This window comes from Pedobacter sp. AW31-3R (assembly GCF_052180285.1).
In the GTDB taxonomy this organism is placed as follows: Bacteria; Bacteroidota; Bacteroidia; order Sphingobacteriales; family Sphingobacteriaceae; genus Pedobacter.
This window is the reverse complement of sequence record NZ_CP197475.1, coordinates 5,340,774-5,365,494: the sequence shown is the minus strand read 5'-3', so window position 1 is coordinate 5,365,494 and position 24,721 is coordinate 5,340,774. Positions and strand designations below refer to the sequence as shown.

The following is a 24,721-nucleotide window of genomic DNA, read 5'->3' as shown; positions in this document are numbered from 1 at the left end:
CAAAAAGACAATCGATTGTTATGGTGAAATTCGAACAAAGTATGCGCTGGTTTGGTGAAAATGATCCGGTAAAACTGAGTGACATCAGGCAGGCAGGCTGCTCGGCAGTAGTCACGGCATTACACCACATTCCCGTAGGGGAGGTATGGCCTGTCGAAGAAATCAGGAAACGAAAGCATCTCATCGAGGAAGCGGGGATGTGCTGGCATGTGGTGGAAAGCCTACCCGTGCATGAAGGGATAAAAACAAAGAATAGTAAATTTGAAGAACTGGTCGGCAATTATAAACAGAGTCTGAAAAACCTGGGCAGCTGCGGTATAAAAGTGGTGACCTACAACTTTATGCCGGTACTCGACTGGATGAGAACAGATCCTGCTTATCCTATGCCCGGGGGGGGCAAAGCACTGCGATTTGAAAGGCTGGCCTTCCTGGTTTTCGATCTTTTCCTGCTGAACAGGCCAGGGGCGGAAAAAGAATATACCGCATCAGAAATCAGGCAGGCTGCTGAACGGTTTGACAGCATGTCTGCTGAAGAGAAGGCGCATCTTTTTAAGAGTACCTTGCTCGGACTGCCAGGTTCTGATGAGCCCTTTACACCAGCACTTATTCTTAAGGCATTGCAAACCTATGCCGAGATCGACAGGCATACACTCAAAGTCCATCTCCATGCGTTTCTTCAGGAAATCATTCCCCAGGCGGAAGAAGTGGGGATAAAGATGGCCATACATCCTGATGACCCACCCTATTCCATATTGGGCTTGCCGCGTATTGTCAGTACGGCGGAAGACCTGGCTTTTATTGCTGCCTGTTCTCCTTCTTCTTCAAATGGATTTTGTTATTGTACCGGATCGTTAAGTATACTTCCGTCGAATGATCTGGAAGGAATCATTTCCGACTTCGGGAGGTTAATCCACTTTGTCCATTTAAGGAATACCACAAAAGATACTGCTGGGAATTTTTATGAAGCAGCGCATCTGGATGGGGATGTAGATATGTACCGGATCATGAAAAAGCTGATTGAGCTGATGCAGGAAACACAGGTTTCTTTGCCTTTGCGCCCTGATCACGGACATCAGCTGCTGGATGATCTTCAGAAAAAAACATATCCCGGTTATTCCGCAATCGGCCGCCTTAAAGGTCTGGCAGAATTAAGGGGACTGGAGCTTGGAATAACGGGATCAGGAACCGGATAATTTTTGATTACCCGGGCAACATTCCCGCATAAAACTTAAAGAACCAAATAGGATAACTTCATAACCAATAAAAAACCAAATATGATGAAAAGACTGATGAACAGGGATACCCTCCTTTTACTTGGCGTACCGCTGGTATTGCTGGGCGCGTGTAACGCACAAGAAAAAGCCAAAGAAAATCCTGCATTTAAAGGAGCGATCTCCAAACCGCTGATCACTGAAATCTATACTGCAGACCCTTCCGCACATGTTTTTGAAGATAAAATTTATATTTACCCTTCACATGATATCGAGTCTGGCAAACCTGAAAATGACAATGGGGATCACTTTGATATGCAGGACTACCATATCTTCTCTATGGACAGTATCGGTGGAAAAGTGAAAGATCATGGCATTGCCCTTAGCGTTAAAGATATTCCATGGGCAGGCAGGCAGCTATGGGCGCCAGACGCAGCATTCAAGAATGGCATGTATTACCTTTATTTTCCGGTAAAGGATAAAAAAGATGTTTTTAGGATTGGGGTGGCAACTTCCTCCTCTCCTTCCGGGCCTTTTGTTCCGGAGGCCAAACCTATTGAAGGAAGTTACAGTATTGATCCTGCAGTATTTACCGATAGTGATGGCCAGTCCTATATGTATTTTGGGGGGATCTGGGGGGGACAGCTACAACGTTGGAGCAAAGGTCAATATGATGAAAATGGTTCCAAAACTGATCTCGGAGACAGCACTGCTGCTGCATTGACGGCAAAGGTAGCACTGTTAAATCCCGATATGAAACAGTTCTCCGGGGCGGTGAAGGACGTGGTTATTCTCGATCAGCAGGGAAAGCCACTCCTTGGGGGCGACCATGGCAGACGCTTCTTTGAAGGAGCCTGGATGCACAAATACCAGGGGAAATATTATTTTTCTTACTCCACTGGTGATACCCATCAGCTGGTATATGCCACAGGCGACAGTCCTTATGGGCCATTTACTTACCAGGGAGTGTTGCTTAGTCCGGTGGTTGGCTGGACTACCCACCATTCTATTCTGGAGTACAAAGGCAAATGGTTGTTATTCTACCATGATACAGAGGTATCCGGAGGTAAAACCTTCCTCAGGAATGTAAAAGTTACCGGTTTGCAGCATGAGGCAGATGGAAGTATACAAACGATCAATCCTTATGGGAAATAAACAGAAAAGCCTCAGTACGAAACCGTACTGAGGCTTTTCTGTTTTAACTTACCTTATATAGATTTAAATACAATAATACCGTTGTGGCCACCGAAGCCGAACGTATTGCTCATGGTATGTTTAACTTTAGCCTGTACTGCTTCTTTAATCACGATGTTAAGGTGACCAGGAATTGCCGGGTCAAGTTCCGTCGTATTGATTGTCGGAGGAACTACGCCGTCTCTCATGGACAACAGGCAAATGATAGCCTCAATTGCACCTGCAGCACCCAAAAGGTGACCGGTCATTGATTTTGTTGCACTGATCAGCAGGTTGTTTTTCTCTGTGCCCAACAGCGTGGTCACTGCTTTAGTCTCAGAAAGGTCACCCACCGGGGTTGAAGTTGCATGGGTATTCAGGTAACTGATATCAGAAATCGTCAGTCCTGCTTCTTCCAGGGCAAGTTTCATGGCATGGGAAGCACCAAGTCCTTCAGGGTGTGTAGCAGTCATATGGTAAGCATCTGCTGTCATTGCAGCACCGCCCAGTTCACCATAGATCTTCGCACCGCGTTTAACTGCATGTTCATATTCTTCCAGTACCAATGCACCCGCACCTTCACCCATCACGAATCCATCACGGTTCACATCAAATGGTTTTGATGCTGTTTCTGGGGTGTCATTTTGTGCTGACATGGCTTTCATGGCACAGAAACCACCTACAGAGGAAGCAGATATCGGTGCTTCAGAGCCGCCGGTAATGATTACTTTGGCTTTTCCCATACGGATATAGGTAAAGGCATCCATAATTGCTGTATTCGAAGTTGCACAGGCAGAAACGGTAGTATAGTTGATCCCCATATATCCATTACGGATAGAAATCATGCCGGATGCCATATTGGCAATCAGTTTAGGAACAAAGAAAGGGCTGTAACGGGGTTGTCCATTGCCCAACGCAAATTCAGAAGCCTGTTGTTCAAACGTATCCATACCGCCCTGACCTGATCCCCAGATCACGCCAACGTCAAAAGGATCCATTTTATCGAATTCAAAACCTGAATCTTTAATTGCTTCATCTGAAGCCACAAGTGCATATTGTGTAAAGCGGTCTGTTCTTTTGATATCAGCCCGGTCTAAATATTTTGTCACATCATAATCTTTCAGTTCGCAGGCAAACTGCGTGCGGAACAGGGAAGCATCGAAACGGGTTATTTTTGCTGCACCGCTTTTACCGGCAACAGTATTGCTCCAGAAAGTATTTACATCATTCCCGAGTGGCGTTAATGCCCCGATTCCTGTGATAACAACTCTTTTTAACATATCATTTATAATTAATAATTGCTCAGCATTTTTACGCGCTGCGGAATAAGATTTCAAAAGTAAGATTATATTTTATACCAATTGGTATAAATCTTGTAATTTTATATTTTGTGCGAAAATACGAATATATATAATCAATTGCTCAGAATCTACAAACCGAATTTTGTAAAGTTGTTGTGTGTAAAGGAATAATGATATTGCTGCGGGATGAAAAGATTTAAGTTGAGATGATTATATTTGAAGACCATAATTTTATAAGAATGTCAGATCAGAAAAAAGAAATATTCGATAGTGTAGCGCAAAGACTTAAAATTGAAGGTTTTAACGTCGTTAATCGTGATGAGACCCGTCCATGGGGAGGTTTTTTTGTTATTGATGAAGAGCAGGCACAGCAATTTGCCAATGTTTATTTTGATGGCTTAAACGTTGAGGATTTAAAGATTTCAGGAAAATTGAGTCCAAAAATTTTAATCGTGGCACCCAATACCCGTCTATCCTGGCAATATCACCACCGCCGTGCGGAAATATGGCGTGTAGTCAGTGGTACTGTAGGGGTAATTACCAGTGAAACAGACGAACAGGGTGATGTTCAGCAGTTGCCACCATCCCATACCATTAAACTTAAACAAGGGGAAAGACACCGATTGGTAGGTTTGGATGACTGGGGTATCGTTTCTGAAATCTGGCAGCACACCGATCCATCAAATCCATCTGATGAATCAGATATTGTCCGTGTTTCTGATGATTTCGGCAGATAGGCAATTCTATTATATTTTGAATTAAATACCATTTATAGATATCCTGCCGCCAGGCAGGGTATCCTTATTTTTACTTTCCGCAATTTCCAACTCCTTCCAATTCGCTTCTGTAACCTTATATTTGTCATTTGAACATCTGATGCAGAGCAGTTTCCGTTAGTATATCTATACCTATTATGATTATTTTAATATTTTTTCTTTTACACTGGTTTTTATCCCTCTTTTCACAAACCTTTTTTTTACACCGTTATGCTTCGCATAAAATGTTTAAAATGAATGGTTTTTGGGAGAAGTTCTTTTATGCCATTACTTTTTTATCACAAGGCTCATCTTTTCTGAATCCCCGCGCCTATGCGATCTTACACCGTATGCACCATGCTTTCAGCGATACAGAGAAGGATCCGCATTCACCACACTTTGTAAAAGATGTATGGGGAATGATGATCCAGACAAAAAATATCTACCTGAATTATGCCAAGTACAATGAAGAGCCGGAAGAGCAGTTCAGGGATAAGTATCCTTCATGGCCTTTAATTGACAGGATCGGCGATTCCTGGATAACAAGAACCGTGTTTATCAGTTTCTATATCTGGTTTTACGTCACTTTTGCTACCTCTTGGTGGATGTTCCTGTTACTTCCCATACATTTCCTGATGGGACCTTTACACGGCGCAATTGTCAACTGGTGCGGACATAAATATGGCTATGCCAACCATGATAATGATGACCACAGTAAAAATTCCCTGCCACTTGATTTTCTGATGATGGGAGAGCTTTTCCAGAATAATCACCATAAAAAACCGAATAACCCGAACTTCGCCTCCAGGTGGTTCGAGTTTGACCCTACCTATCCACTGATGAAATTAATGCACTGGATGCGTATCATCAGGATCAGGAAGACCTAGTCAACGCCATTACACACACACCATATCAGTCAGAAACAGCTCCTATAGTACAGGGGCTGTTTTTTTATCCTGTGTTTAACACCACTGCTTCAGTGAATTGTGTCATCTTGGAAGCAATAGGCGCTAATTTCATTTCATACGGGAAAACATTCAATAATTTTCTATTGCGGGATAAGGCCCGAAATCTTCATAAGAAGACTTCTTTACCTAAAAGTTGATATCATAAACTTGGCATGACGGATCCATTTATCCGTATGGAGTCCGAATGCCCGCCTGAATCCTTCATAAAACGCTGACTATTAGACCGGGGAAGGGTATTGAATTTACTGACCGGCAATAAGTTGTTTAATTAAAGAATATTTTTACCAATGCGGCGTTAGATAGAATTACAATTCAGATATTCGCATCTTCTAAATATTATTTTGAAAATAAACATCACTCTTTTAGTATTCCTGGTACTAAATTTATTTTGTCAGCTGAAGACGCAGGCGCAGCAGGGCCATAAACTGTCCGGTATAGTACGGGATACTACGGATATGGGTATTCCAGGAGCCAATGTGCGCCTTATCACCGGAAAAGATACCTTAATTAGCAGTACAGATACCGCAGGGAGATTCAGTTTCTCCGCTGTAAAATCCGGCGATATTTCTTTACTCGTAAGAAGTATAGGGTATATTTCGTTCAGCAAAAATTATACCCTCAAAAATGATCAGCTTACCCTGCCTGATATTGTGATCAAATCGTCTTCCCAGGAACTGAGTGAGGTGGTCATTAAAGGTAAAATTGTTCCGATGCGGGTATTAAAAGATACTGTTGAATTTAATGCAGATGCTTACGTCGTACGTGAAAATGACAGGGTGGAAGACCTGATGAAACAATTGCCGGGAGTAGAAATCGATAAAGATGGCAATGCCACTTCTGCAGGTAAGGCGCTGACCAAAATACGCGTGAATGGTAAAGACTTCTTTACCGGTGATGTAAAGAAATTCATTTCCGAATTGCCAGCCGATATTGTGAGCAAAATTCAGGTGGTGGATGATTATGGGGATAAGGCAAATTTTACGGGCGTCAAAAAAGGAGAGCCGCAGAAGATCCTTAACCTGGTGCTGAAACCCAACAGGAATAGGGGATCTTTCAGCGGGATAGGGGCAAGTGCGGGGACTAACGACCGCTATGCCTTAAACCTGAATAAAAACCTGTGGCAGGAGACAAAACAGATTGGTTTAAACGGCGATGCCAGTAATACAGATACCGGTGCCGGGATCAATACGAATACCAATGTGGGATTAAATTACCGCAACAGTGCAAATAAGAACCTGGTGGTTAGCGGGATGTATGCTTATGGGTTTAACAAAAATGAAAGTAAGAATCAGAGCTATATAGAAACCACACTTCCCAAAGGAATTCTGTTCAACCAGTCGGCCACTGAAAATGCCGGAAAGAGCAATACCCATAACCTGATGCTGGAGTTGCAGTCACAGAACGAGCTGAACTTTTTCCGTGGGAATATCCGTGGAACCTTAGCGGGAACGAATAACAACTCCTTATTGTCTTCTATACAAAACTATACCCAGGAAGATATCAACCGTCAGGACATCAATACCAACAGCAGTTCCAGGCAGAAAAATCCGAACCTGAACGCCGAATTTTCCATGGGCAGAAAATTTAAAAGGGAGGGAAGAAACCTTTCTGCGGGCATTACCCTCACTAGCGGGACAACAGACAATACTGAAAATCTGGATAACCTGATCAGGTATTATGACAATAGGGACTTACCGTTGCGGGATTCTGTGTTGAACAGGCTGGTCGATACACGTAACCTGTCCAAAGGATTAACCACCAACTTTTCCTTTACCGAGCCTTTGAACAATCCGAAAGATTCGGCCGCAAAGAAGAGTATCGATTTCAGCTATCAGTTTTCCTTGACCCGTACCACCAATGCGCTGGAAACACAGGCAAATGACATCAACGGTGTATTTGGACGTATCGACTCGCTCAGTAATAAATACAGCTCTACTTTCAGCACGCACAATATTGAAGTGAATTACCGTTACGATACCGAAAAGCTGGACTACAGTATCGGTGCAAGTGCCCAGCCTAATTTTCTGAGTGGTGCCTATGAAGGACGGACAGATAAAATCCAGCGCGCGGGATTTAATATCGCGCCGGTAGCACGAATAAACTTCAAGTTTTCAGCCCAGCGCATGCTGAGCCTGAATTACAACGGCAATAGTGTAGCTCCCTCATTTGATCAGCTGCAACCGGTGAATGACACGAGGGACCTGCAAAATGTGATTATTGGAAATCCGGAGTTAAAAACGGCTTTTAATCACCTCCTGAATTTAAGTTACCGCCAAATGGACATGAGCAGTGGGCGGACATTACAGCTTTCCCTGAGAGGGACGGCAGTGCAGGACCAGGTGGTGAGCAATACCGTGCTGATTCCGGAAACTATCGCGGGCACGGAAAGCTTCAGACGTGAAACCAGGTATGACAATACCAATGGCAATTATGGCTTGGGAGGAAATTATTTCTGGTCTATCCCTATTGAAAAAAAGAAATACAGCATTGAATTTAAAGGAGGAATGAATTACAACCGCCGGGTATCTTATGCTGACAATCAGAAGAACTTCAATGACGGTTTAAATTTAAGTCAGGGATTGTCGATGAGAATGAATCAGAAATGGATGATGGTGTCTTCTGATGTGAATTATAATTACCAGAGCAATACCTCTTCCTTAGCGGAATCTGTTTCCAATACGGTACAGACCTGGATGTTTAATGCAGATATCAAGACATTTATCATCAAGAGTCTCACAGCCGGGGTCGTAGCTTCAAAAACAATCAATAAAGGGTATTCCGTTGCCGCTTCGAATCCTTTGCTGATTAGGGGCTATGTAGAGAAAACATTCTTTAAAAACAGAATGGCCAGCCTGAAAATTGAAGGGAATGACTTGTTAAAACAGGGAAACAATCTGGACAGGGTAGTTTCGGACAATACGATTACAGAAAGCCAGACCAACCAGATCACACGGTATTTCTTATTGAGTTTGAATGTCAGGCTGCAAAGTTTTGGCAGTTAAACAGGGGCAGTTTAACCCATAAAAAAAGAGGATGCAATCGTATGAATTGCATCCTCTTTTTAATATAGGCTAAATAAACGTGTTAGCTGGTTTTTGCTTTTGGCCTTGAACCGCCGCCATTAAATCTGCGGTTACCACCACCATTTCCACCACCCTGTGGTTTCTTACCACTCAGATTGGGTTGACGTTCTGTTCTTTCCGGGCGGCCACCTCTTGCAGGTTTGCTTTTGCCTTTTACTTTTGCTGCTGCTGCGCCAGACATCAGGCTTTGCCAGCTCAGTGCATAAGGATGGTCTTCCTGTACAGGAATTTTAATGGCAATCAGTTTCTCAATATCGTCCAGGAATTCTTTCTCTTCACTATCGCAGAAGGAGAAGGAAATACCGCTGTTACCGGCACGGCCGGTACGGCCTATTCTGTGTACATAAGTTTCCGGAACATTCGGCAACTCATAATTGATAACGTGTGTCAGCTCATCCACATCAATACCACGTGCAGCGATATCTGTTGCCACAAGAATACGGGTGGTTTTAGCCTTGAAATTTGTTAATGCCCTTTGTCTTGCGTTCTGGGATTTATTGCCGTGGATCGCTTCCGCTTTCACCCCTACCTTGATCAGTTCTTTCACAATCCTGTCAGCACCATGTTTCGTACGGGTAAAGACCAGGGCTGTAGCAATGGTCTTATCCTTTAAGATATGGATCAGCAGGTCTTTTTTGTCATGTTTCTCCACATAATAGATCGACTGTTCAATTTTTTCAGCAGTAGAAGAAACAGGAGTCACCTCCACTTTCAACGGATTCGTTAAAATGGTATCGGCAAGCTTCTGAATTTCAGTAGGCATGGTTGCAGAGAAAAACAAGGTCTGTCTTTTTGCAGGAAGTTTGGCAATGGTTTTCTTCACATCATGGATGAAACCCATGTCAAGCATTCTGTCGGCTTCATCCAGTACAAAGATTTCAATGTCCTTCAGGTTTATAAAACCCTGGTTCATCAAATCCAGCATCCGGCCGGGGGTAGCAATCAGGATATCCACACCACGGTGCAGTGCATCTGTCTGGCTTTTCTGGCCAACACCACCAAAGATAACCAGGTTGCGCAGGGACAGGTTTTTACCATAAGCATTAAAGCTCTCTTCAATCTGAATGGCAAGCTCACGTGTTGGTGTCAATACCAGTGCCCTGATCGGTCTTTTGGGACCGCCTTTGGTGTTTACATGGTCTTTATTCAACAGCTGTAGCATTGGGATGGCAAAAGCAGCAGTTTTACCTGTACCGGTTTGTGCACAGCCCAAAAGATCTCTGCTGGTTAATATAGTTGGGATAGATTGTTCTTGTATTGGGGTTGGGTTGGTATAACCCTCTGTTTGCAGCGCTTTAAGAATAGGCTCAATCAGGTTTAATTCTTCGAATAACAATGTGTTTGAATTTTAATGTGTATAATGATGACGAAACGAAGGATCCGCATTAAATTTAATGAATTGATTGTTGTTTAAACAATTACGTTTCAACTGCAAATATACATATAAGTTCGTAACTATTTCTTTTCTTTACATCTGCCTGGAAATACAGGAGACCATACGTGCAGCAATCTGCCTGGCAACAGGAATTCAGTTTTGCCCAAAGTTTAAACAGCCGGACAAATTTGCATTGCGAAATTCCTGACGCTTTAGGGTATCAATGAGTTCGTTGCGTAAACTGGGGTTTTAGCTGGCAGGATTTTCTTTTTTTTGAAAAAGACCCGTGATGAAATAAAGTGCGATAAAAGCCGCCAGAATCAGTAAGCCATTAATGGCAGCTGCAGGATCATCCTGATAAATGCTGATCGCCACAAAAAGGAAAAAAGCAATAAACAGGATGGGAAGAAGCGGATACCATTTGATGGTATAGATACTGTCTTTTGATAAATGGGCGGTTTTCTTCCTGAGAATAAATAAGGTAGCTGCTGAGCCCGCGGTACCGATACATTCCAGGATGATGGAGTAATTCAGGATCTTGTCAAAGGTCTGTGCAAAAAACAGGATAATCATGACCAGGGCAGTGAAGGTACTCAGGCTGATCACCATCACATCTGTCTTTTTACTTTTCTGTGCAAAGAAGGAGGGAAGGGCTTTATCCTGTCCCATGGCATACATGGCACGGGGATTACTCAGCAGGTTCACATTCACATAACCCAATACAGACAGGAATATGACGGCCGACAGGATGGTATATCCGGCAGGGCCGAAAATCTTTCCTGCCAGGATGGATGCAATACTTTGGGCAGTTTTCAGCTCCTCAAAACCAATGACTTTCACATAGGCATAGTTTAACAACAGGTACAGGGTAATAATGATCAGTAATCCTGTTTTTATGCCCTGGGGAAGAATCTTCTTGGCATCTTTTACTTCCCCGCCAAGATTGATGGTCTGGGTATAACCGGCAAAAGAAAAAGTGATTGCAATGAGGCATGCCCCAAGTGCCCGGCCATAATCTGCCCATCCCGGTAAAGCACCAGAGGCAGTTTTAAATACCGGAACGATGTGGCCTGCCTTTTCGCTGACAAAGATCGCACTGATCAGTGTCAGTATCAGGGTTACCTTGATGACCGTCAATATATTCTGTATGCCGGAACTTGCCCTTAACCCCAGCATATTGATGCCAAAGAACACCATCACCGTAATGCCGGCGATCAGCAACCTGTAAAAATCAGTTTGCATTGCTGCCGGGAAGATCACACTGCTGAGGTACTCTGAGCCGATGAGGGTAACCCCCGCCATGGCTGTTGCATTACTGAGCACCACTATTCCATTAATTGCAAAGGCTACAGAAGGGTGGTAACACACTGCAAATATCTTATAATAACCTCCCGTTACCGGAAGTCTCGAGCCAATTTCCGCATAGATCAAGGCCCCGGCATAAGCCACCAGTCCCCCGACAATCCAGGCCATAAAGAACAATTCCGGAATCTGCGCCTTATTTGCCACATTCACTGGTGTGCGGAAGATTCCCATACCGATCACTAAACTGACAACGATCATGGAAAGATCAAAGAGGGAAAGCTGTTTTTTGGGCTGCATGTAATATTCTTGAAAGATAATCGCCGAATGTACGGCAATTTGTGTATTTGTTGAAAACTGTAGAACAATTAAGACGCATTATTCATTAAATTTGCAGATATACAGAAACCTGCATGAGTCTTCGCTCTCTTTAAGCAGTATTGGCTGATGCAAGCTTCACTAAAATTATACTGCTGACAAATATGGCTGAACCGATTTATAACGACGATAGTATACGCTCCCTGGATTGGAAGGAACACATCAGATTACGCCCCGGTATGTATATCGGTAAACTGGGTGACGGATCTGCTCAGGATGATGGAATTTATGTGCTGTTAAAAGAGATCATGGATAACTCTATCGATGAGTTTGTCATGGGATCAGGACGTACCATCGATATCACGGTATCTGATTCTAAAGTAAACATTCGGGATTACGGTCGTGGTATCCCATTGGGTAAGGTCATCGACTGTGTGTCTAAAATAAATACCGGTGGTAAATATGACAGCAATGCCTTCCAGAAATCAGTAGGATTAAATGGGGTGGGTACAAAAGCGGTAAATGCTTTATCGACCACCTTTGTGGTACAGTCTTACCGCGACGGAAAGACCAAAAAGGTGGAATTTTCTAAAGGGGAGATCACTACCGATCACCCTGTTATTGATACCACACAGCGGAACGGAACAGCCATCACCTTTTATCCCGATGAAAGTATTTTCAGGAATTACCATTATATCCCTGCTTTCGTAGAAAGTATGATCTGGAACTATGTGTTCCTGAATACCGGATTAACCGTGAATTTCAACGGACAGAAGTTTTTCTCGGAACGCGGACTTTATGATTTGCTGAACAAGGTGGCCGATGTGGAAAACCTGCGTTATCCGATCATCCACCTGAAAGGGAATGATATTGAAATTGCCATGACCCACGGGCAGCAGTATGGTGAAGATTACCATTCTTTTGTAAATGGGCAGCATACCACACAGGGCGGTACCCATCAGGCTTCCTTCCGGGAAGCAGTAGTGAAAACGGTACGTGAATTTTATAAAAAGGAATACGAAGCATCGGATATCCGTGCTTCTATCATTGCAGCAATTTCGGTGCGTGTACAGGAGCCTGTATTTGAGTCGCAGACGAAAACGAAACTGGGTTCCCAGAATATGGGACCTGAGGGACCATCCGTACGTACTTTCATTAATGATTTTGTAAAGAAAGAACTGGATGATTATCTCCACAAGCATACGGATGTGGCCGATGCTTTGTTGAAAAGAATCCTGCAGTCGGAACGTGAACGTAAAGATATCGCCGGAATCAAGAAACTGGCCAATGACAGGGCAAAAAAAGCTTCCTTGCACAACAAAAAACTCAGGGATTGTAAAGTCCACTTTAATACTCCCCATGACAAACGTTATGAAACTACCCTGTTTATTACGGAAGGGGATTCTGCTTCAGGATCGATCACCAAATCAAGGGATGTGGATTGCCAGGCCGTATTCAGCTTAAAGGGGAAACCGTTGAACTGTTATGAGCTGACCAAAAAGGTGGTGTATGAAAATGAGGAATTCAACTTATTGCAGCATGCCTTAAATATTGAAGACGGACTGGATGGCCTGCATTACAACAACATCGTTATTGCAACGGATGCAGATGTGGATGGAATGCACATCAGGTTGCTGATGATGACTTTCTTCCTGCAGTTCTTCCCCGATTTGGTAAGGGCCGGGCATGTGTATATCCTGCAGACTCCATTGTTCAGGGTAAGGAATAAAAAGGAAACTATCTATTGTTACAGTGATGATGAGCGCAAGAAAGCCATTGAGAAACTGGGTAACAAACCGGAGATTACCAGGTTCAAAGGTTTGGGAGAAATTTCACCTGATGAGTTTGGTTTGTTTATCGGTAAGGATATCAGGCTCGACCCTGTGATTTTAAAAGATCAGACGATCAAAAGCTTGCTGGAATATTACATGGGTAAAAATACGCCTGACAGACAGCAGCATATCATCAGGAACTTGAGGATTGAAAAAGATACGATAGAAGAGCTGGTTTCGGCTGATTCAGATGCCGCAACAGCAGCCGTATCTGAGGATATTGTTGAAGTCGCTTAATTATAGGTTTTGTCTTCTCAAAAGAAATGGCCCGGATCGATGAGATCCGGGCCATTTCTTTTGTATTGTATGTGATCTTCTGTTTTCTTTAAGTATCCATAGGAAAGCATAGTGTAAAACCTGTCGGTGCTTAAGCCCCCTCTACCGGATGGTCCTTTGTTTCTTCCGGGTGCTGCGGAGGAAGCACATCCACTTTTTCTTCCACAATAGTAATCCGCGTATGGACAGCATACTTGCTCGGCCTTATTCCACCATCAAACTTCTCTGCATAAGCCTGTGTAAATTCAGCACCAAAATATAAAATGATAGAGGTATAATAAATCCATAAGAGTATAACGATGATAGAACTGGCAGCACCAAAGGCAGATCCGGGATTACCTTTTTCAATATAGATCCCAATAACGTACTTACCAAGGCTAAACAATAGTGCCGTAAACAGGGCTCCAATGATCGCCGATTTCCATCTCAGGTCTACATCCGGCAAGACTTTAAATATGATGGTGAAGACAGCGGTTACAGCCGCGATGGTAATGGCATTATTCAGAATATAAATTAATAGGGTAGTGGTGTCATTGGCAACAGGTATAGCTTCCCCAATTGGACTATTTTTGACAAGGTATCCAAGCTTATCACCCAGACTGACTACGATGCTATTGACAACGAGGGAAACCAGCAGCAGAAAGCCCATGGAAACAATGAGTGAAAAAGATAACAGTCTGTTGGTGATCATCTTTTTCCATCCTTTCTTAGGAATTGCTTTTACTTTCCATATCAGATTGATACTGTCCTGGATTTCTATAAATATAGCAGTAGCACCTATGATAAGGGTACTGATCCCGATGATGAGTCCGATCGTGGTCTTGCCCGTTAGGTTCGCATTTTCCACAAATCCCTGTAATGATCTGGCGGCATCGTCGCCAACCATCTCGCTGATCTCAGAGAACAACTCTGTTCCCGGATTAAGTTTGTTGCTAAAAAAAATGCTCGCTGCAGAGATGATGATGATGATCAGGGGCGTCAGGGAAAATATCGTATAGTAGGCAAGTGCAGCACTTAATTTCATTACCCTGTCTTCCATGAAACCGGTTCCGGCTGCAATAAAAAGGTGATACAGCTCTATAAAAAAATGTTTGATCTTATGTACTAATTTCATGTGGCAGATTAAAATGGATACCCTATACCAATGTTGTATACTAAATTCTCTTTTCTCCAGCCTTTGTCTCCAAAAGCAACTTCGTCAAATACCCAGCGTTCTCCCTCCGGGTTGTAAGGTTTCCTTACCGGGAAAGCCACGTCAAGGCGGATCACAAAGATTGTCGCGTCTACGCGTAAACCTGCTCCTGTACCTACAGCCAGTTCCTTTAAGGCCCTGCTGGCTTTGAATCCAGTGGTTCCTAACTCCGCTGGTTTAGTGGGATCATCCTTCCTCAGCCAAACGTTTCCGGCATCAGCAAACAAGGCTCCATATAAAATGCTGACCAGTTTAAAGCGAAGCTCGGAGTTCAGCATCAATTTGATATCACCACTCTGGTCAGGTATAATTGAACCATTCGCATATCTCGGATCATTTTTATAGTAATATGAACCCGGACCTAATGAACGTGCCGCAAATGCCCTGATATCGTTACTACCACCTGCAAAGAATTGTCGCACATAAGGAAGCGAGCTGGATCCTCCATAGGCATAACCATATCCCATATTCAATCGGTTCGCCCAGGTGACATTCCTTGTAATCTTAAAATAATCCCTGAGATCCAGTTCTAACCGTACGAATTGGGACAATGTAGTGTTAAAGATCTCTCTGCCTCCCTGAGGACCATCACTTTTAGGCGTAAACAGCCCCCATACATTTCCGCCTGTTTCCAGGCTTCCATTGAAATAGGTGGTGTTCCTGCGGGAGTCTTCCATTTGGTTGGTATAGGTAAAGTTGTAATTGCTACCAATGATAAACTGCGGTTCTAAAATGTTGCGCAGGCCAATGTTGAATAAACTATCTTCAACGCCAGGTCTACTGCTGACTGACGACCTTACATAGTTCACAGAAATTGGATTTAAGGTATGTTCTTTATGGATGTTTTCTTTCCAGTTGTAACCAAATTCCCCTTTGAATGAGTTCAGGCTATACAACGATCCCCTGTTGATTAGCTGATAGGAGAGAGAAGCAATGGTTTTAGGAACAAATGCGGTAGTACTTTTTGGTTTGTAAAAAGGAACGATAAACCTTGGAAAGGTAAGTTTTCCTTCCGCAGTGAAAGAATAAGAATTGAGTCCCTGTGATGCTCCGCTCACCTGTGTCTCAAAACCACCACTCACACTGACATCCAGCTGCTCCGCACCCCTGAATAAATTTCGGGTGGTTTGGGTAACCTTTACTTCCGAACCGACAAAGTTATTGGATTTACTGGTTCCTGTTACGCCGAATGAAAGTGAATTTTTCTTCAATGGGGTGAGGTAAATGTTCAGGTCGAGCTCGTCATTCTTGAAACTGTCAAGAGGCAAAAACTCTGCTCTGACATCCTGAAAAGCATTGATGTTAACCATTCGGTTCAACGACTGACTATGGTCTCTTCTGTTGTATGTTTCTCCCTTTTTGAAGAATACCAGCCTGTCAAATATCCTTGGTTTAAAGGTATTGCGGTTATCATAAATACTGAAATCATGATATTGCAATGGGGTAAGTTTCCTTAAGGCACTGTCTCTTCTGAAAGAGTAGTTCGGGTAAATGTTAATGTTTCTTATTTTGTATGGTTTTATCCCGGCATCGGGAGCAATGTCTTTCACCTTCACGGTAATATCGACCATGCTTTTGCCAATGGTACTGTCTACCTGCATAATCAGGTAATCAGGCGCAAAGTAGAAGTATCCCAGTTCTTTTAGGTCGTTGTCAATACGGATACGTTCATTCTTGAATACATCCAGATCATAATACTCTCCAACCTTTAGCAAAGTATTTCCTTTTTTCTCGTTAATGATATGTGAGAGTTGCCCGGTATCTTTAGGAAAAGTGATACTGTTTATTTTATAGCGGTCGCCGGTATTTGCGGTGTAAATTGCTTTGGCTTTTTTGTTTTTTACTACGGTATCACCGGTAACAACTGACTGCAGATAACCCTGACTAATGAGGAAACTGGTTAATACATCATTATTGTATTGAATTTTCACCTGCTCCAGAAGTACAGGTGGCTCACCCACTTTGGTTCTCAGCCAGTGTTTAATTCCTTTAGGTTTCTTCGGCTCTCCTGCAAGATTATAAATATATAATTTAGGCTTTAGTCCCAATATAGATTTATTCGGACGTGGTCTTGTTTTACTTTCGAGCGTAGTTTTTACATCTTTCTCATTGTCTATCCTTCCGGAAGAATCAGGATTGATCTTTACCTCAGCACCCGTATATAAGTTCTGGCCAGGTTTTAAATATTTGGTATTGCTGCAGGCAGCCCATACTAAACATATAAAAATAAATAAGCTGGGTTTAATTAGTTTTCTCATCCTTAGGCTTCTGTTCTGTGTTTGCTCTGTTTCTATTTCTGTTTCTTTTTTTCTGGAATATCTCCCTGAATTTATTGTAATCTACCACCAGGGCAAAGCCTAGTCCGGTTTCTATAATCTGCCCTTCAACTACGCCCTCGTTCTGGTTGCGTCTGTAAGCCCTCAGACGGTATCTGCCATCGGCGGAAAGTGCATATTCGACATTCACATTTCCTGCGATATTAGAGGAACTTTGTCCCTGAGGCTGGGGACCTTCCAGTCCGAATGAACTACCTACAGTTACGGTCAGCCTGTCATTCAATAGTTTTTTAGACAAACCAACTTCGAGGTCGGTTTTCTGCTGTAATGATCCTGTAGAATAATCTTCGGAAGAATTCACTCCAAAGTTAATGTCTACACCCTGGATTAAATCAGATGCCAGGTTGTTCAGCTGCTCGGTCAGTAATTTACTCACACTCGAACGTGCAAGTGTGCTTACGCCGCCACCGCCACCGGCGAGACTTTCAAATGGATTACTGGCCATAAATCTGTTCAGGGCCAGTAGGGAGAAGACTTGCTTATTCAATTCATTTTCATCCCTGTTCACCTGCAGGATTCTTGGATATACCGCACCACCTCCTGCTCCACGTTCGTTTTCCGGTAGATCCAGTCTGAATGAAATAATTGGTTTCATTAATTCACCTTTCATAATCAGATAAACCTGAACTGGTATTTTCGTTTTTAATGTAGCATCATCTTCTCTGTTAAGCAGGTCTATCGGTGCTGCATTTACTTCGTACATCGCAGATAAATTCACATTGGCAGACATGGGATCTCCCGTCCACACAATCGTCCCGCCTTTGGTTAACTTAAACTCTTTTTTACCCAGGGCACTCACTGAAATTCCAAATATACCATCGTTGATTTCGTAACGTCCGGTGACACTTATCTTTCCGCTAGGGTCCATCGTAGCATTCAGGTCTGCTGTTCCCCTTACTTTCAGGGCATCTCCATTGGCCGGGTCAATCACCACATTCAATTCTGCTTCCGGATCCACTTCAAGATCGGCAGTCAGGTTAATCCCTTTAACGGGAGCCTTACTGATGCTGTCTGCTTTCAATGATTTTTGTCCGTTGAAAGGTGCCGCATCAGCATCAATGTATTGTACAATACCTTCCTGGTCAATCACGGATGGATCTTCAGTAGGCATGGCAAAGAAGAATTTCGTTCCTTTCTCTACCTTAACCGACATGTTCACATCCGGCTGGTTCATATCTCCTCTGACTTTAATATCGCTGGTCAGGTATACGGTTCCATAAATCAGCTCATTATCCGCTGAGGTAGAATTCAGTGCCCTGAAGTTATCAGTTTTGATATCCATATTGAAACGGAAGTTCGTGTAATCTGTCGTCAGCACACCTCCGTTTATGGTTGCCCTTTTATTCAGGGAATCAATAATCGTAAAGTTATTGAAATTCACACCAGCGTCGGTGAAACTGATCGATTCATTAGGCATACGGAAATAGGAATTCACATAAGTAGCAGTAAAGGCAACCTGGTTAAACTTGATATCTCCGAGTACTCTGGGCTTCGCTGTAGATCCTTTCACGGTAAGTGCCCCGGTAATGGTACCTGAACCGCGTTTGATCTGCCCCATAGATAAACTCTCCAGCGACTTCATGTCTATTTTATCGATATTCACATTCAGGTCAAGGGCATCCTCTCTATTGGTGTAATAAAAACCGTAAACCCTCAATTCATGTACTCCTGTTAAGGCAATATTGGTTTCAAAAGCATCGGCAGTATTGTTGTTGACGGCCACACGGAGTGTGCCCAGTTCATCTTTCTGGTAACGCAGACGGTCTATGGTCATGTTGGCTTCGAACTTTGGACTGGACATCAATTCTTTCACGTCCACTGTTCCGTTGATGACGCCACCCACCAATGCACTGTCCTGTTCTGCAAACTTTGTCAGGGTTTCAATCCTGAAATCTTTAAACTCTACTTTTAACGGTGAGTTAGGTGTTGCATTCAGGCTGTTGATGCTCAGTAACTGGTTCCCCTGGCTCAGGTTAAACTGATTTGCCAGGATGCCTGAGGCACCAAACTGAAGATAGTTTTCTGGAGATACTGCCCATTTTTCATAGTTCAGGATCAGTTTATCCGGATCAAAGCTGAACTGGTAATTTTTATCTATGGATTTAAAAGTACCGCCAAGCAGGTATTTGTTTTTCAGCTTGCTGTCCCTAAGGAAAATATTTACCCCTAAAAGGTTATTGTCTGCCTGTCCGCTAAGTTCTGTATGGTATAAAGCAATAGAAGGGCTTTGGATATGGCCTACCATGAGCTTATAGTTGAGCTGCTGATTGGCATTGTCGACCGTGAGACTGGTACTGTCTACCTTATAGTCGCCGTAAACCACTTGCGGGAACCAGGCATTCATCGTTAGGCTATCTTTCTCTGTATCTAACAACCCACTCATCTGGGAAGGAGAGAAGGCGGTCAGCTCCGGTACAAAGTTCTGAAGGAACTTGGGATTGTGCAATTTCAAGTTAAACCGGAAGCGTTGCTCAGGAATTTTAGTTACTTCGCCAAAGGCATAATATTTATTGATCTGGTTGATAAAGGCAGCCCCCAAATTGGTGAGCTGATATTTACCATCCACACTTGCACTCAACACTTCCGAGTGTAAAGTCAGGAGATTGGAAGTTGCAGTGGCCTCAGAATGGACATCGATCGTATCCATATTAAACTTCTGCCCATCTTTTACCAGTTGTAACCCTCTGATGCTCACATCACCATTCAGGTAGTCAGGATCAGCAGTTTTGATGTCTGCTTTAACCAGACCGGCAAGCTGGAATGGGGTAGGACTAAAGTTTAATTTCTGGAGGTCTATCTGTTTCAGATCCAGGTCTGCTTTCACCGCCGGATATTTTCCATTCATGTTCACAAATGCTGTTAAACTGAAGTTGGCATTGCTATCGGCCATACTGCTTTTAAGATTCAGCTTTTGTGCAGCATAAGTACCGCTCAGGATCAGATTTTTGTAGGTGTATTTATTGTAGTAAGCACTCACCAACTGTCCGTTTACTTTTGCTACTGCAGTCTTGGCATCAATTCCTGTACCGCTCACATTGGCTTTCATTGTTATTCTGCCCAGTTGAGGTTGCATTTTCATCAACCTGCCTACATTAAAATTATTCAGGTCAATATTGGCCGTGTAACTTTCCTTTCCTTTGGGTCCCTTCATGCTGGCGAGTAATTTCGCAGATCCCATATCCGTATTGATATTGAAGCCGGTGTTGAAGGCCGTCATGCTTCCTTTGAATTTACCGTTGGCAGCAATGGAGTTGGGCAATTCAATGCTGGCAGGTAAAGTATTTTTAGGGATAATCACCAATAAATCCCTTTTTGTCATAGAGAAACGTTTAATGTTCAGGTCAAGGAAAGTTTTCTCTACATCAGGCAATCCCTTTACGGTACCGTTCACATCGATGTTTGTACTTTTTAGTCCGCTGATCTGTAATTGCGGGATACTCAAATTATTCATGTAACCCAGGGCACGGGCATTCACCTTTATCTTTTCATTGCGGTAATTTGCGGGTATGGCATCGCTGAAATAGGTGGCATCTTTCAGGCCCAGCACCGTATTTTTAACCTGGATGTTTAATTTTACCCTTTCCGGATGTTTCGTTAAATCCTCTATAGCGGTATAGTTCAGTTCTGTATTGTTCTCAATAGTTGTATTTGGGGTCTTAAAAATCAGGTTGCTGATTTTAACGGCTTTATCATTGTAAACCACGTCTCCCTGCAGTTGGGAAAGCTCAAATCCACTTTTCTCTTTCATCACTCCCTTCTTCACGTTTACTTTGATGCCTGCCGGACTGTAGGACAACTCTTCCGCGCCCAAGCCGAGCCCGGTAATGTTGAGGTGGTTAAAGTCCATTCCTTTAACTGGTTTTGCCGCAAGGTTATCAAACTGGATTTGATTACCTTCAAGGTTGAGTTTGTTGACCAGGATAGCCATCGGCGAAGCTTTTGCCGCCAGAGTATCGGCAGCGGCTACTTCTTTCGGATCTACAGGTGCCGGTTTGAAGGCAAACAGGATAGTTGATTTATTCAGGGTAGCATCATTCAGCTTGATGTCCATCTTGGTGAGATCGGCGAACAGTTTCGTCAAGGTCAGTTCGTTAATGTTCAGGTCGGCACGGGTATCGGATAACAGATCATCGTAATTGATCCTGACATTGTTGAAATCTACGTCTTCTACTTCCACCAGGGGAAGTTTCCCTGTTTCCGATTGCGCGGTGTCTATACTTTGCTGCAATGAAGTTGCCAGTTGTGTCAATGGCTTTTGCTGCAAATATTTTAAATTGGTGTTTTTTAAGGACAGGTTTTTAATGACGTAATGCTGATTGACCATGTCGAAATCCTTGATGTTGGTGCTGAATTCTCCAAGTTTCACGCTGACATCATTCCCAATCACATCATCCCTGAAGACGATGGCAATATCTTTCAGGCTGATTTTGCTGAGGGAGAATTTCATGGTTGAGGTCGTATCTTCCTGTACTTTTTCTTCCGGTTTTGCCTGTTCAGACATAAAAGCGTCCAGGATGAACTGGTAGTTGAAAGCCGTATCCGGATCGATCCGGGTGACATTGGCTCTGATCTTTTCTAATTCTATATTGTTGATTTCTACGGTGTTTTTCAGTAATTTGAATAAACTGATGTCTACTGACAGCTTCTGGGCATACAATAGGGTATCACCTTTTTTGTCCTCCATGTAGAATTTATTCAGGACTACATCTTTTGGAAGGGCAATCTTGATACTTTCGAGACTCACCTCTGTCTGTGTCTTGTTTTTCAGGTAGTTAATCGCTTTGCCCTTTACAAAATTCTGAACAGCAGGAATATTTAGGGATAAGGCAACCAGGACAACCAGCATAATGATGCTGGCGATAATCCAGAGGACAATTTTTATGCTTTTGCGTACGTATGTATTCAAGACGATGCGTTTTTTTAGAAATTTACAATATCAAAACATTAACTAAAACCATGCCACCGGCCATTAGTCTTATTATATTACAAGTGATTTAACATTTTGTTTAGGTTCTCCTCAAAATTTTGTTAATTAATAGTTTTAAGACAGGCATTTTTAACTGAATAGGAAGTCACCTCATATCGCAACACTCCTAAAATTATTTTTTGGGATAAAAAACAGGACGGGCTTTCATTCAGGAGGGGATTTCCAGCCCCGGATCTTTTTGAAGAAGAACAGCTTTGGTGGTATCTTAGTTCGGACACGGTTCGTGATGAAGTTTGCTTGTCGCCTGGTTGTTTCCTGGTTGTAGCCTGATCATAAGTACCCCATGTCTAGATATACTATACTCCTAATTTACCTAAAGGTATGTTTGCCGTATGATTGAACTAAGTTTATCCTACTTATGGGGTACTTATGATCAGGCTACAAGTAAGCTACAAGCAGGAGGTAAGCAAAACTAAAGACGAACCATTCCCGAACCGTAGTCGCAGAAAAGGGTTCCCTGATCAAATCAACCAAAAACTTCGTCAGTATTGCGGATAAAAAAGAATGTTTACCCTGATCTTAGTTTATGCCTTTTCGGTTTGACAACACAAGGGTTGATTACTGCCCTTTTTTCGGAGAAAGACCGGAATTCAGTCAACTGAATCAAAATTAAATCCGGTATTATGAATTTTAATATCACCTTTATATTTGTTTCATATACACACAACACAGCATACAATGAATAAACTAAGTTTTTCCATTACCTATGAAGCCTATGAAGGGCTTCAGGAATTGGATGAAAGGGATCAGTCACTTTGCAAAGATGCGGTGAAAGCATTGAAAACTTCCTGGTCGCCCTATTCCAATTTTAAAGTGGGTACAGCCGTGCGTCTGTCCGGAGGTGAAGTGATCCTGGGCAGCAATCAGGAAAACCTGGCCTACCCCTCAGGACTTTGCGCGGAGCGTGTCGCCCTTTTTACTATTGGTGCCAGTCGCCCGGATGCGGTGATTGAGACGATGGTGATTACTGCCCATACCGATAATTTTAAGATCACTACCCCAGTTACCTGTTGTGGTGCTTGTCTGCAGGTGATGGCTGAATTTGAAAGGAAGCAGGGTAAGGAAATTGAGGTGTTGTTTTATTGTATTGACGGACAGGTGCTGAAAGTGCAGGGAATAAAAAGCCTGTTGCCCTTTGTATTTGTAGAAAAACGGCTGGAAAACGGTGCTGAACAAATATACCCCCTATAAAAGTTCATTCAGTCCCCTCTGTTAAAGAATAAAAATAGGGTACTTTGGGCTATCAAATATAAAATCATATCGATATGAACATGGTCATGAGAAAGATTTCCACGATAGCCCTGGTCTTTGCGCTGCTTGGCGGAACTGTATATGCACAGAAGAAAGGTAAGCCGAAAAAACAGTTATCCGACAGGCAGGTTTGGCTGCAGCAAATGGACAGAATGGTTAAGCCGGTACTTTACAATCTGGCAAAAGATAGCCTGCGGTTAGTCATGCCAAAGGTGACTTCTGTTCATATCGACAACAAGGAACATCGGATCAAAGTACAATATGTAGAGGTTCTGGGCAGGGTACTGAGTGGTATTGCACCCTGGTTACAGCTGGAAGGCGGGTCTACTGAGGAGGTTGCGCTGCGTAAACAGTACCGTGAATGGGTAATTCAGGGGATGACCAATGCGCTGGATTCCAATGCAAAAGATTTCATGAACTTTGATATCGGGGGACAGCAGCTGGTGGATGCCTCCTATGTTGCCATTGCTTTTATCCGTGCACCCTGGTTATGGGAGAACCTGGGTAAGAAAAACCAGGAATTGCTCCGGAAGTCCATCCTGACCACCCGCAGGTTTAAACCTGTTTTTTCCAACTGGCTGCTTTTCTCGGCGATGAATGAAATATTCCTTGCGAAATTCGGTTATGAATGGGATAACATGAGGGTAGACTATGCGCTGCAACAAATGGAACAATGGTATGTAGGGGATGGAATGTACAGCGATGGAACCTCTTTTGCATACGATTATTACAACAGTTATGTGATCCACCCATTTTTAGCCTCCCTGATGGATGTAATGGGTAAAAAGGACCGGGCATATGAAAATATGTTCGGAAAAATCAGGAAGCGGAATGAACGTTATGCAGTGATACAGGAGAGACTGATCAATACTGATGGTACTTATCCCGCCACAGGGCGTTCTATCGTTTACCGTGGTGGTGCCTTTCACCATCTGGCAGATATGGCATGGCGCAAGGCCTTACCGGAACAGTTGAGCCCCCAACAGGTGAGGTGTGCCTTGACTGCCGTGATCAATAAAACACTGGAAAGTCCTTCTACCTATAAAAATGGCTGGCTGACGATTGGCTTGTACGGAAGTCAGCCCGACCTGGGAGATTTTTACAACAACCAGGGGAGTCCATATATCTGCACGAATATCTTTTTACCCTTAGGTCTTCCGGCAAGCGATCCTTTCTGGGCTGGGGCTCCTGCGAAATGGACTGCACAGAAAATATGGAGCGGAGAAGATTTCCCGAATGACCATAGTCAAAGCTTAAAATAATCAGGTTATAAAATAGGCCAGGCCTCCGAAAGGTTGTTTTGATAAAAGACAACCTCTCGTTGCGCTGTTTGGTATAATGGGCTAGTATTCAATATTTAA

14 protein-coding genes are annotated in these 24,721 nt (G+C 43.1%); 8 read left to right on the top strand and 6 right to left on the bottom strand.

Annotation, left to right across the window (positions count from 1 at the left end):
• Positions 1-20 precede the first annotated feature (20 nt).
• A complete protein-coding gene (uxuA, locus tag ACSBL2_RS22035) occupies positions 21-1,193 on the top strand; it encodes a mannonate dehydratase (RefSeq protein WP_442588718.1) in 1,173 nt (390 codons plus the stop codon).
• Positions 1,194-1,274: 81 nt separating this feature from the next.
• Entirely contained in the window at positions 1,275-2,366 is a 1,092-nt protein-coding gene (locus ACSBL2_RS22030) for a glycoside hydrolase family 43 protein (protein ID WP_442588717.1), read from the top strand.
• Between the two features lie 53 nt (positions 2,367-2,419).
• Here ACSBL2_RS22030 and fabF read toward each other — a convergent pair whose 3' ends face one another.
• The gene (gene fabF / locus ACSBL2_RS22025; protein WP_442588716.1) at positions 2,420-3,664 is read right to left on the bottom strand and encodes a beta-ketoacyl-ACP synthase II; all 1,245 of its coding nucleotides are present in this window, start codon (positions 3,662-3,664) and stop codon (positions 2,420-2,422) included.
• A gap of 260 nt (positions 3,665-3,924) precedes the next feature.
• Here fabF and ACSBL2_RS22020 point away from each other — a divergent pair, with 260 nt between their 5' ends.
• The 3 genes from ACSBL2_RS22020 to ACSBL2_RS22010 all read left to right on the top strand — a co-directional run bounded on the left by ACSBL2_RS22020 (position 3,925) and on the right by ACSBL2_RS22010 (position 8,410).
• Positions 3,925-4,422 carry a phosphoheptose isomerase gene (locus ACSBL2_RS22020; RefSeq protein WP_442588715.1) on the top strand — a complete coding sequence of 166 codons (498 nt, stop codon included), beginning with the start codon at positions 3,925-3,927 and terminating at the stop codon, positions 4,420-4,422.
• A 176-nt stretch (positions 4,423-4,598) separates the two neighbouring features.
• On the top strand, positions 4,599-5,327 hold the full coding sequence (locus ACSBL2_RS22015; protein WP_442588714.1) for an acyl-CoA desaturase: 729 nt from the start codon (positions 4,599-4,601) through the stop codon (positions 5,325-5,327).
• A gap of 422 nt (positions 5,328-5,749) precedes the next feature.
• Positions 5,750-8,410: an outer membrane beta-barrel protein gene (locus ACSBL2_RS22010; RefSeq protein WP_442588713.1), complete on the top strand. Its 2,661-nt coding sequence runs from the start codon at positions 5,750-5,752 to the stop codon at positions 8,408-8,410.
• 82 nt (positions 8,411-8,492) lie between these two features.
• Here the strand turns inward: ACSBL2_RS22010 and ACSBL2_RS22005 are convergent, their stop codons facing one another.
• Entirely contained in the window at positions 8,493-9,827 is a 1,335-nt protein-coding gene (locus ACSBL2_RS22005; RefSeq protein ID WP_442588712.1) for a DEAD/DEAH box helicase, read from the bottom strand.
• A 288-nt stretch (positions 9,828-10,115) separates the two neighbouring features.
• Positions 10,116-11,468 (bottom strand): APC family permease, encoded by a 1,353-nt coding sequence (locus ACSBL2_RS22000; protein WP_442588711.1) that lies wholly within the window; start codon positions 11,466-11,468, stop codon positions 10,116-10,118.
• A gap of 182 nt (positions 11,469-11,650) precedes the next feature.
• On the opposite strand from ACSBL2_RS22000, the gene ACSBL2_RS21995 reads away from it, so the two are divergent.
• Complete coding sequence (locus ACSBL2_RS21995; protein ID WP_442588710.1) at positions 11,651-13,555, top strand: DNA topoisomerase IV subunit B; 1,905 nt, start codon at positions 11,651-11,653, stop codon at positions 13,553-13,555.
• A gap of 130 nt (positions 13,556-13,685) precedes the next feature.
• Here the strand turns inward: ACSBL2_RS21995 and ACSBL2_RS21990 are convergent, their stop codons facing one another.
• From ACSBL2_RS21990 to ACSBL2_RS21980, 3 genes are read right to left on the bottom strand one after another with little or no spacing between them, the layout of a single operon-like run.
• Positions 13,686-14,708: a YihY/virulence factor BrkB family protein gene (locus ACSBL2_RS21990; protein ID WP_442588709.1), complete on the bottom strand. Its 1,023-nt coding sequence runs from the start codon at positions 14,706-14,708 to the stop codon at positions 13,686-13,688.
• A gap of 8 nt (positions 14,709-14,716) precedes the next feature.
• The gene (gene tamL, locus ACSBL2_RS21985; RefSeq protein WP_442588708.1) at positions 14,717-17,044 is read right to left on the bottom strand and encodes a translocation and assembly module lipoprotein TamL; all 2,328 of its coding nucleotides are present in this window, start codon (positions 17,042-17,044) and stop codon (positions 14,717-14,719) included.
• Positions 17,028-22,028, bottom strand: a complete 5,001-nt coding sequence (locus tag ACSBL2_RS21980) for a translocation/assembly module TamB domain-containing protein (protein ID WP_442588707.1) — start codon at positions 22,026-22,028, stop codon at positions 17,028-17,030. The genes tamL and ACSBL2_RS21980 overlap by 17 nt, the downstream gene beginning before the upstream one ends.
• A gap of 759 nt (positions 22,029-22,787) precedes the next feature.
• On the opposite strand from ACSBL2_RS21980, the gene ACSBL2_RS21975 reads away from it, so the two are divergent.
• Together ACSBL2_RS21975 and ACSBL2_RS21970 are read left to right on the top strand one after the other, a co-directional pair.
• Positions 22,788-23,300, top strand: a complete 513-nt coding sequence (locus ACSBL2_RS21975; RefSeq protein WP_442588706.1) for a cytidine deaminase — start codon at positions 22,788-22,790, stop codon at positions 23,298-23,300.
• An 86-nt stretch (positions 23,301-23,386) separates the two neighbouring features.
• A complete protein-coding gene (locus tag ACSBL2_RS21970; protein WP_442588705.1) occupies positions 23,387-24,622 on the top strand; it encodes a DUF2264 domain-containing protein in 1,236 nt (411 codons plus the stop codon).
• The last annotated feature ends 99 nt before the right edge of the window (positions 24,623-24,721 follow it).

Bases quoted from the DNA above. Each gene is read 5' to 3' on its own strand.
- uxuA (WP_442588718.1), top strand. From the start codon at position 21: ATGGTGAAATTCGAACAAAGTATGCGCTGGTTTGGTGAAAATGATCCG.
- ACSBL2_RS22030 (WP_442588717.1), top strand. From the start codon at position 1,275: ATGATGAAAAGACTGATGAACAGGGATACCCTCCTTTTACTTGGCGTA.
- fabF (WP_442588716.1), bottom strand. From the start codon at position 3,664: ATGTTAAAAAGAGTTGTTATCACAGGAATCGGGGCATTAACGCCACTC.
- ACSBL2_RS22020 (WP_442588715.1), top strand. From the start codon at position 3,925: ATGTCAGATCAGAAAAAAGAAATATTCGATAGTGTAGCGCAAAGACTT.
- ACSBL2_RS22015 (WP_442588714.1), top strand. From the start codon at position 4,599: ATGATTATTTTAATATTTTTTCTTTTACACTGGTTTTTATCCCTCTTT.
- ACSBL2_RS22000 (WP_442588711.1), bottom strand. From the start codon at position 11,468: ATGCAGCCCAAAAAACAGCTTTCCCTCTTTGATCTTTCCATGATCGTT.
- ACSBL2_RS21995 (WP_442588710.1), top strand. From the start codon at position 11,651: ATGGCTGAACCGATTTATAACGACGATAGTATACGCTCCCTGGATTGG.
- ACSBL2_RS21990 (WP_442588709.1), bottom strand. From the start codon at position 14,708: ATGAAATTAGTACATAAGATCAAACATTTTTTTATAGAGCTGTATCAC.
- tamL (WP_442588708.1), bottom strand. From the start codon at position 17,044: ATGAGAAAACTAATTAAACCCAGCTTATTTATTTTTATATGTTTAGTA.
- ACSBL2_RS21975 (WP_442588706.1), top strand. From the start codon at position 22,788: ATGAATAAACTAAGTTTTTCCATTACCTATGAAGCCTATGAAGGGCTT.
- ACSBL2_RS21970 (WP_442588705.1), top strand. From the start codon at position 23,387: ATGAGAAAGATTTCCACGATAGCCCTGGTCTTTGCGCTGCTTGGCGGA.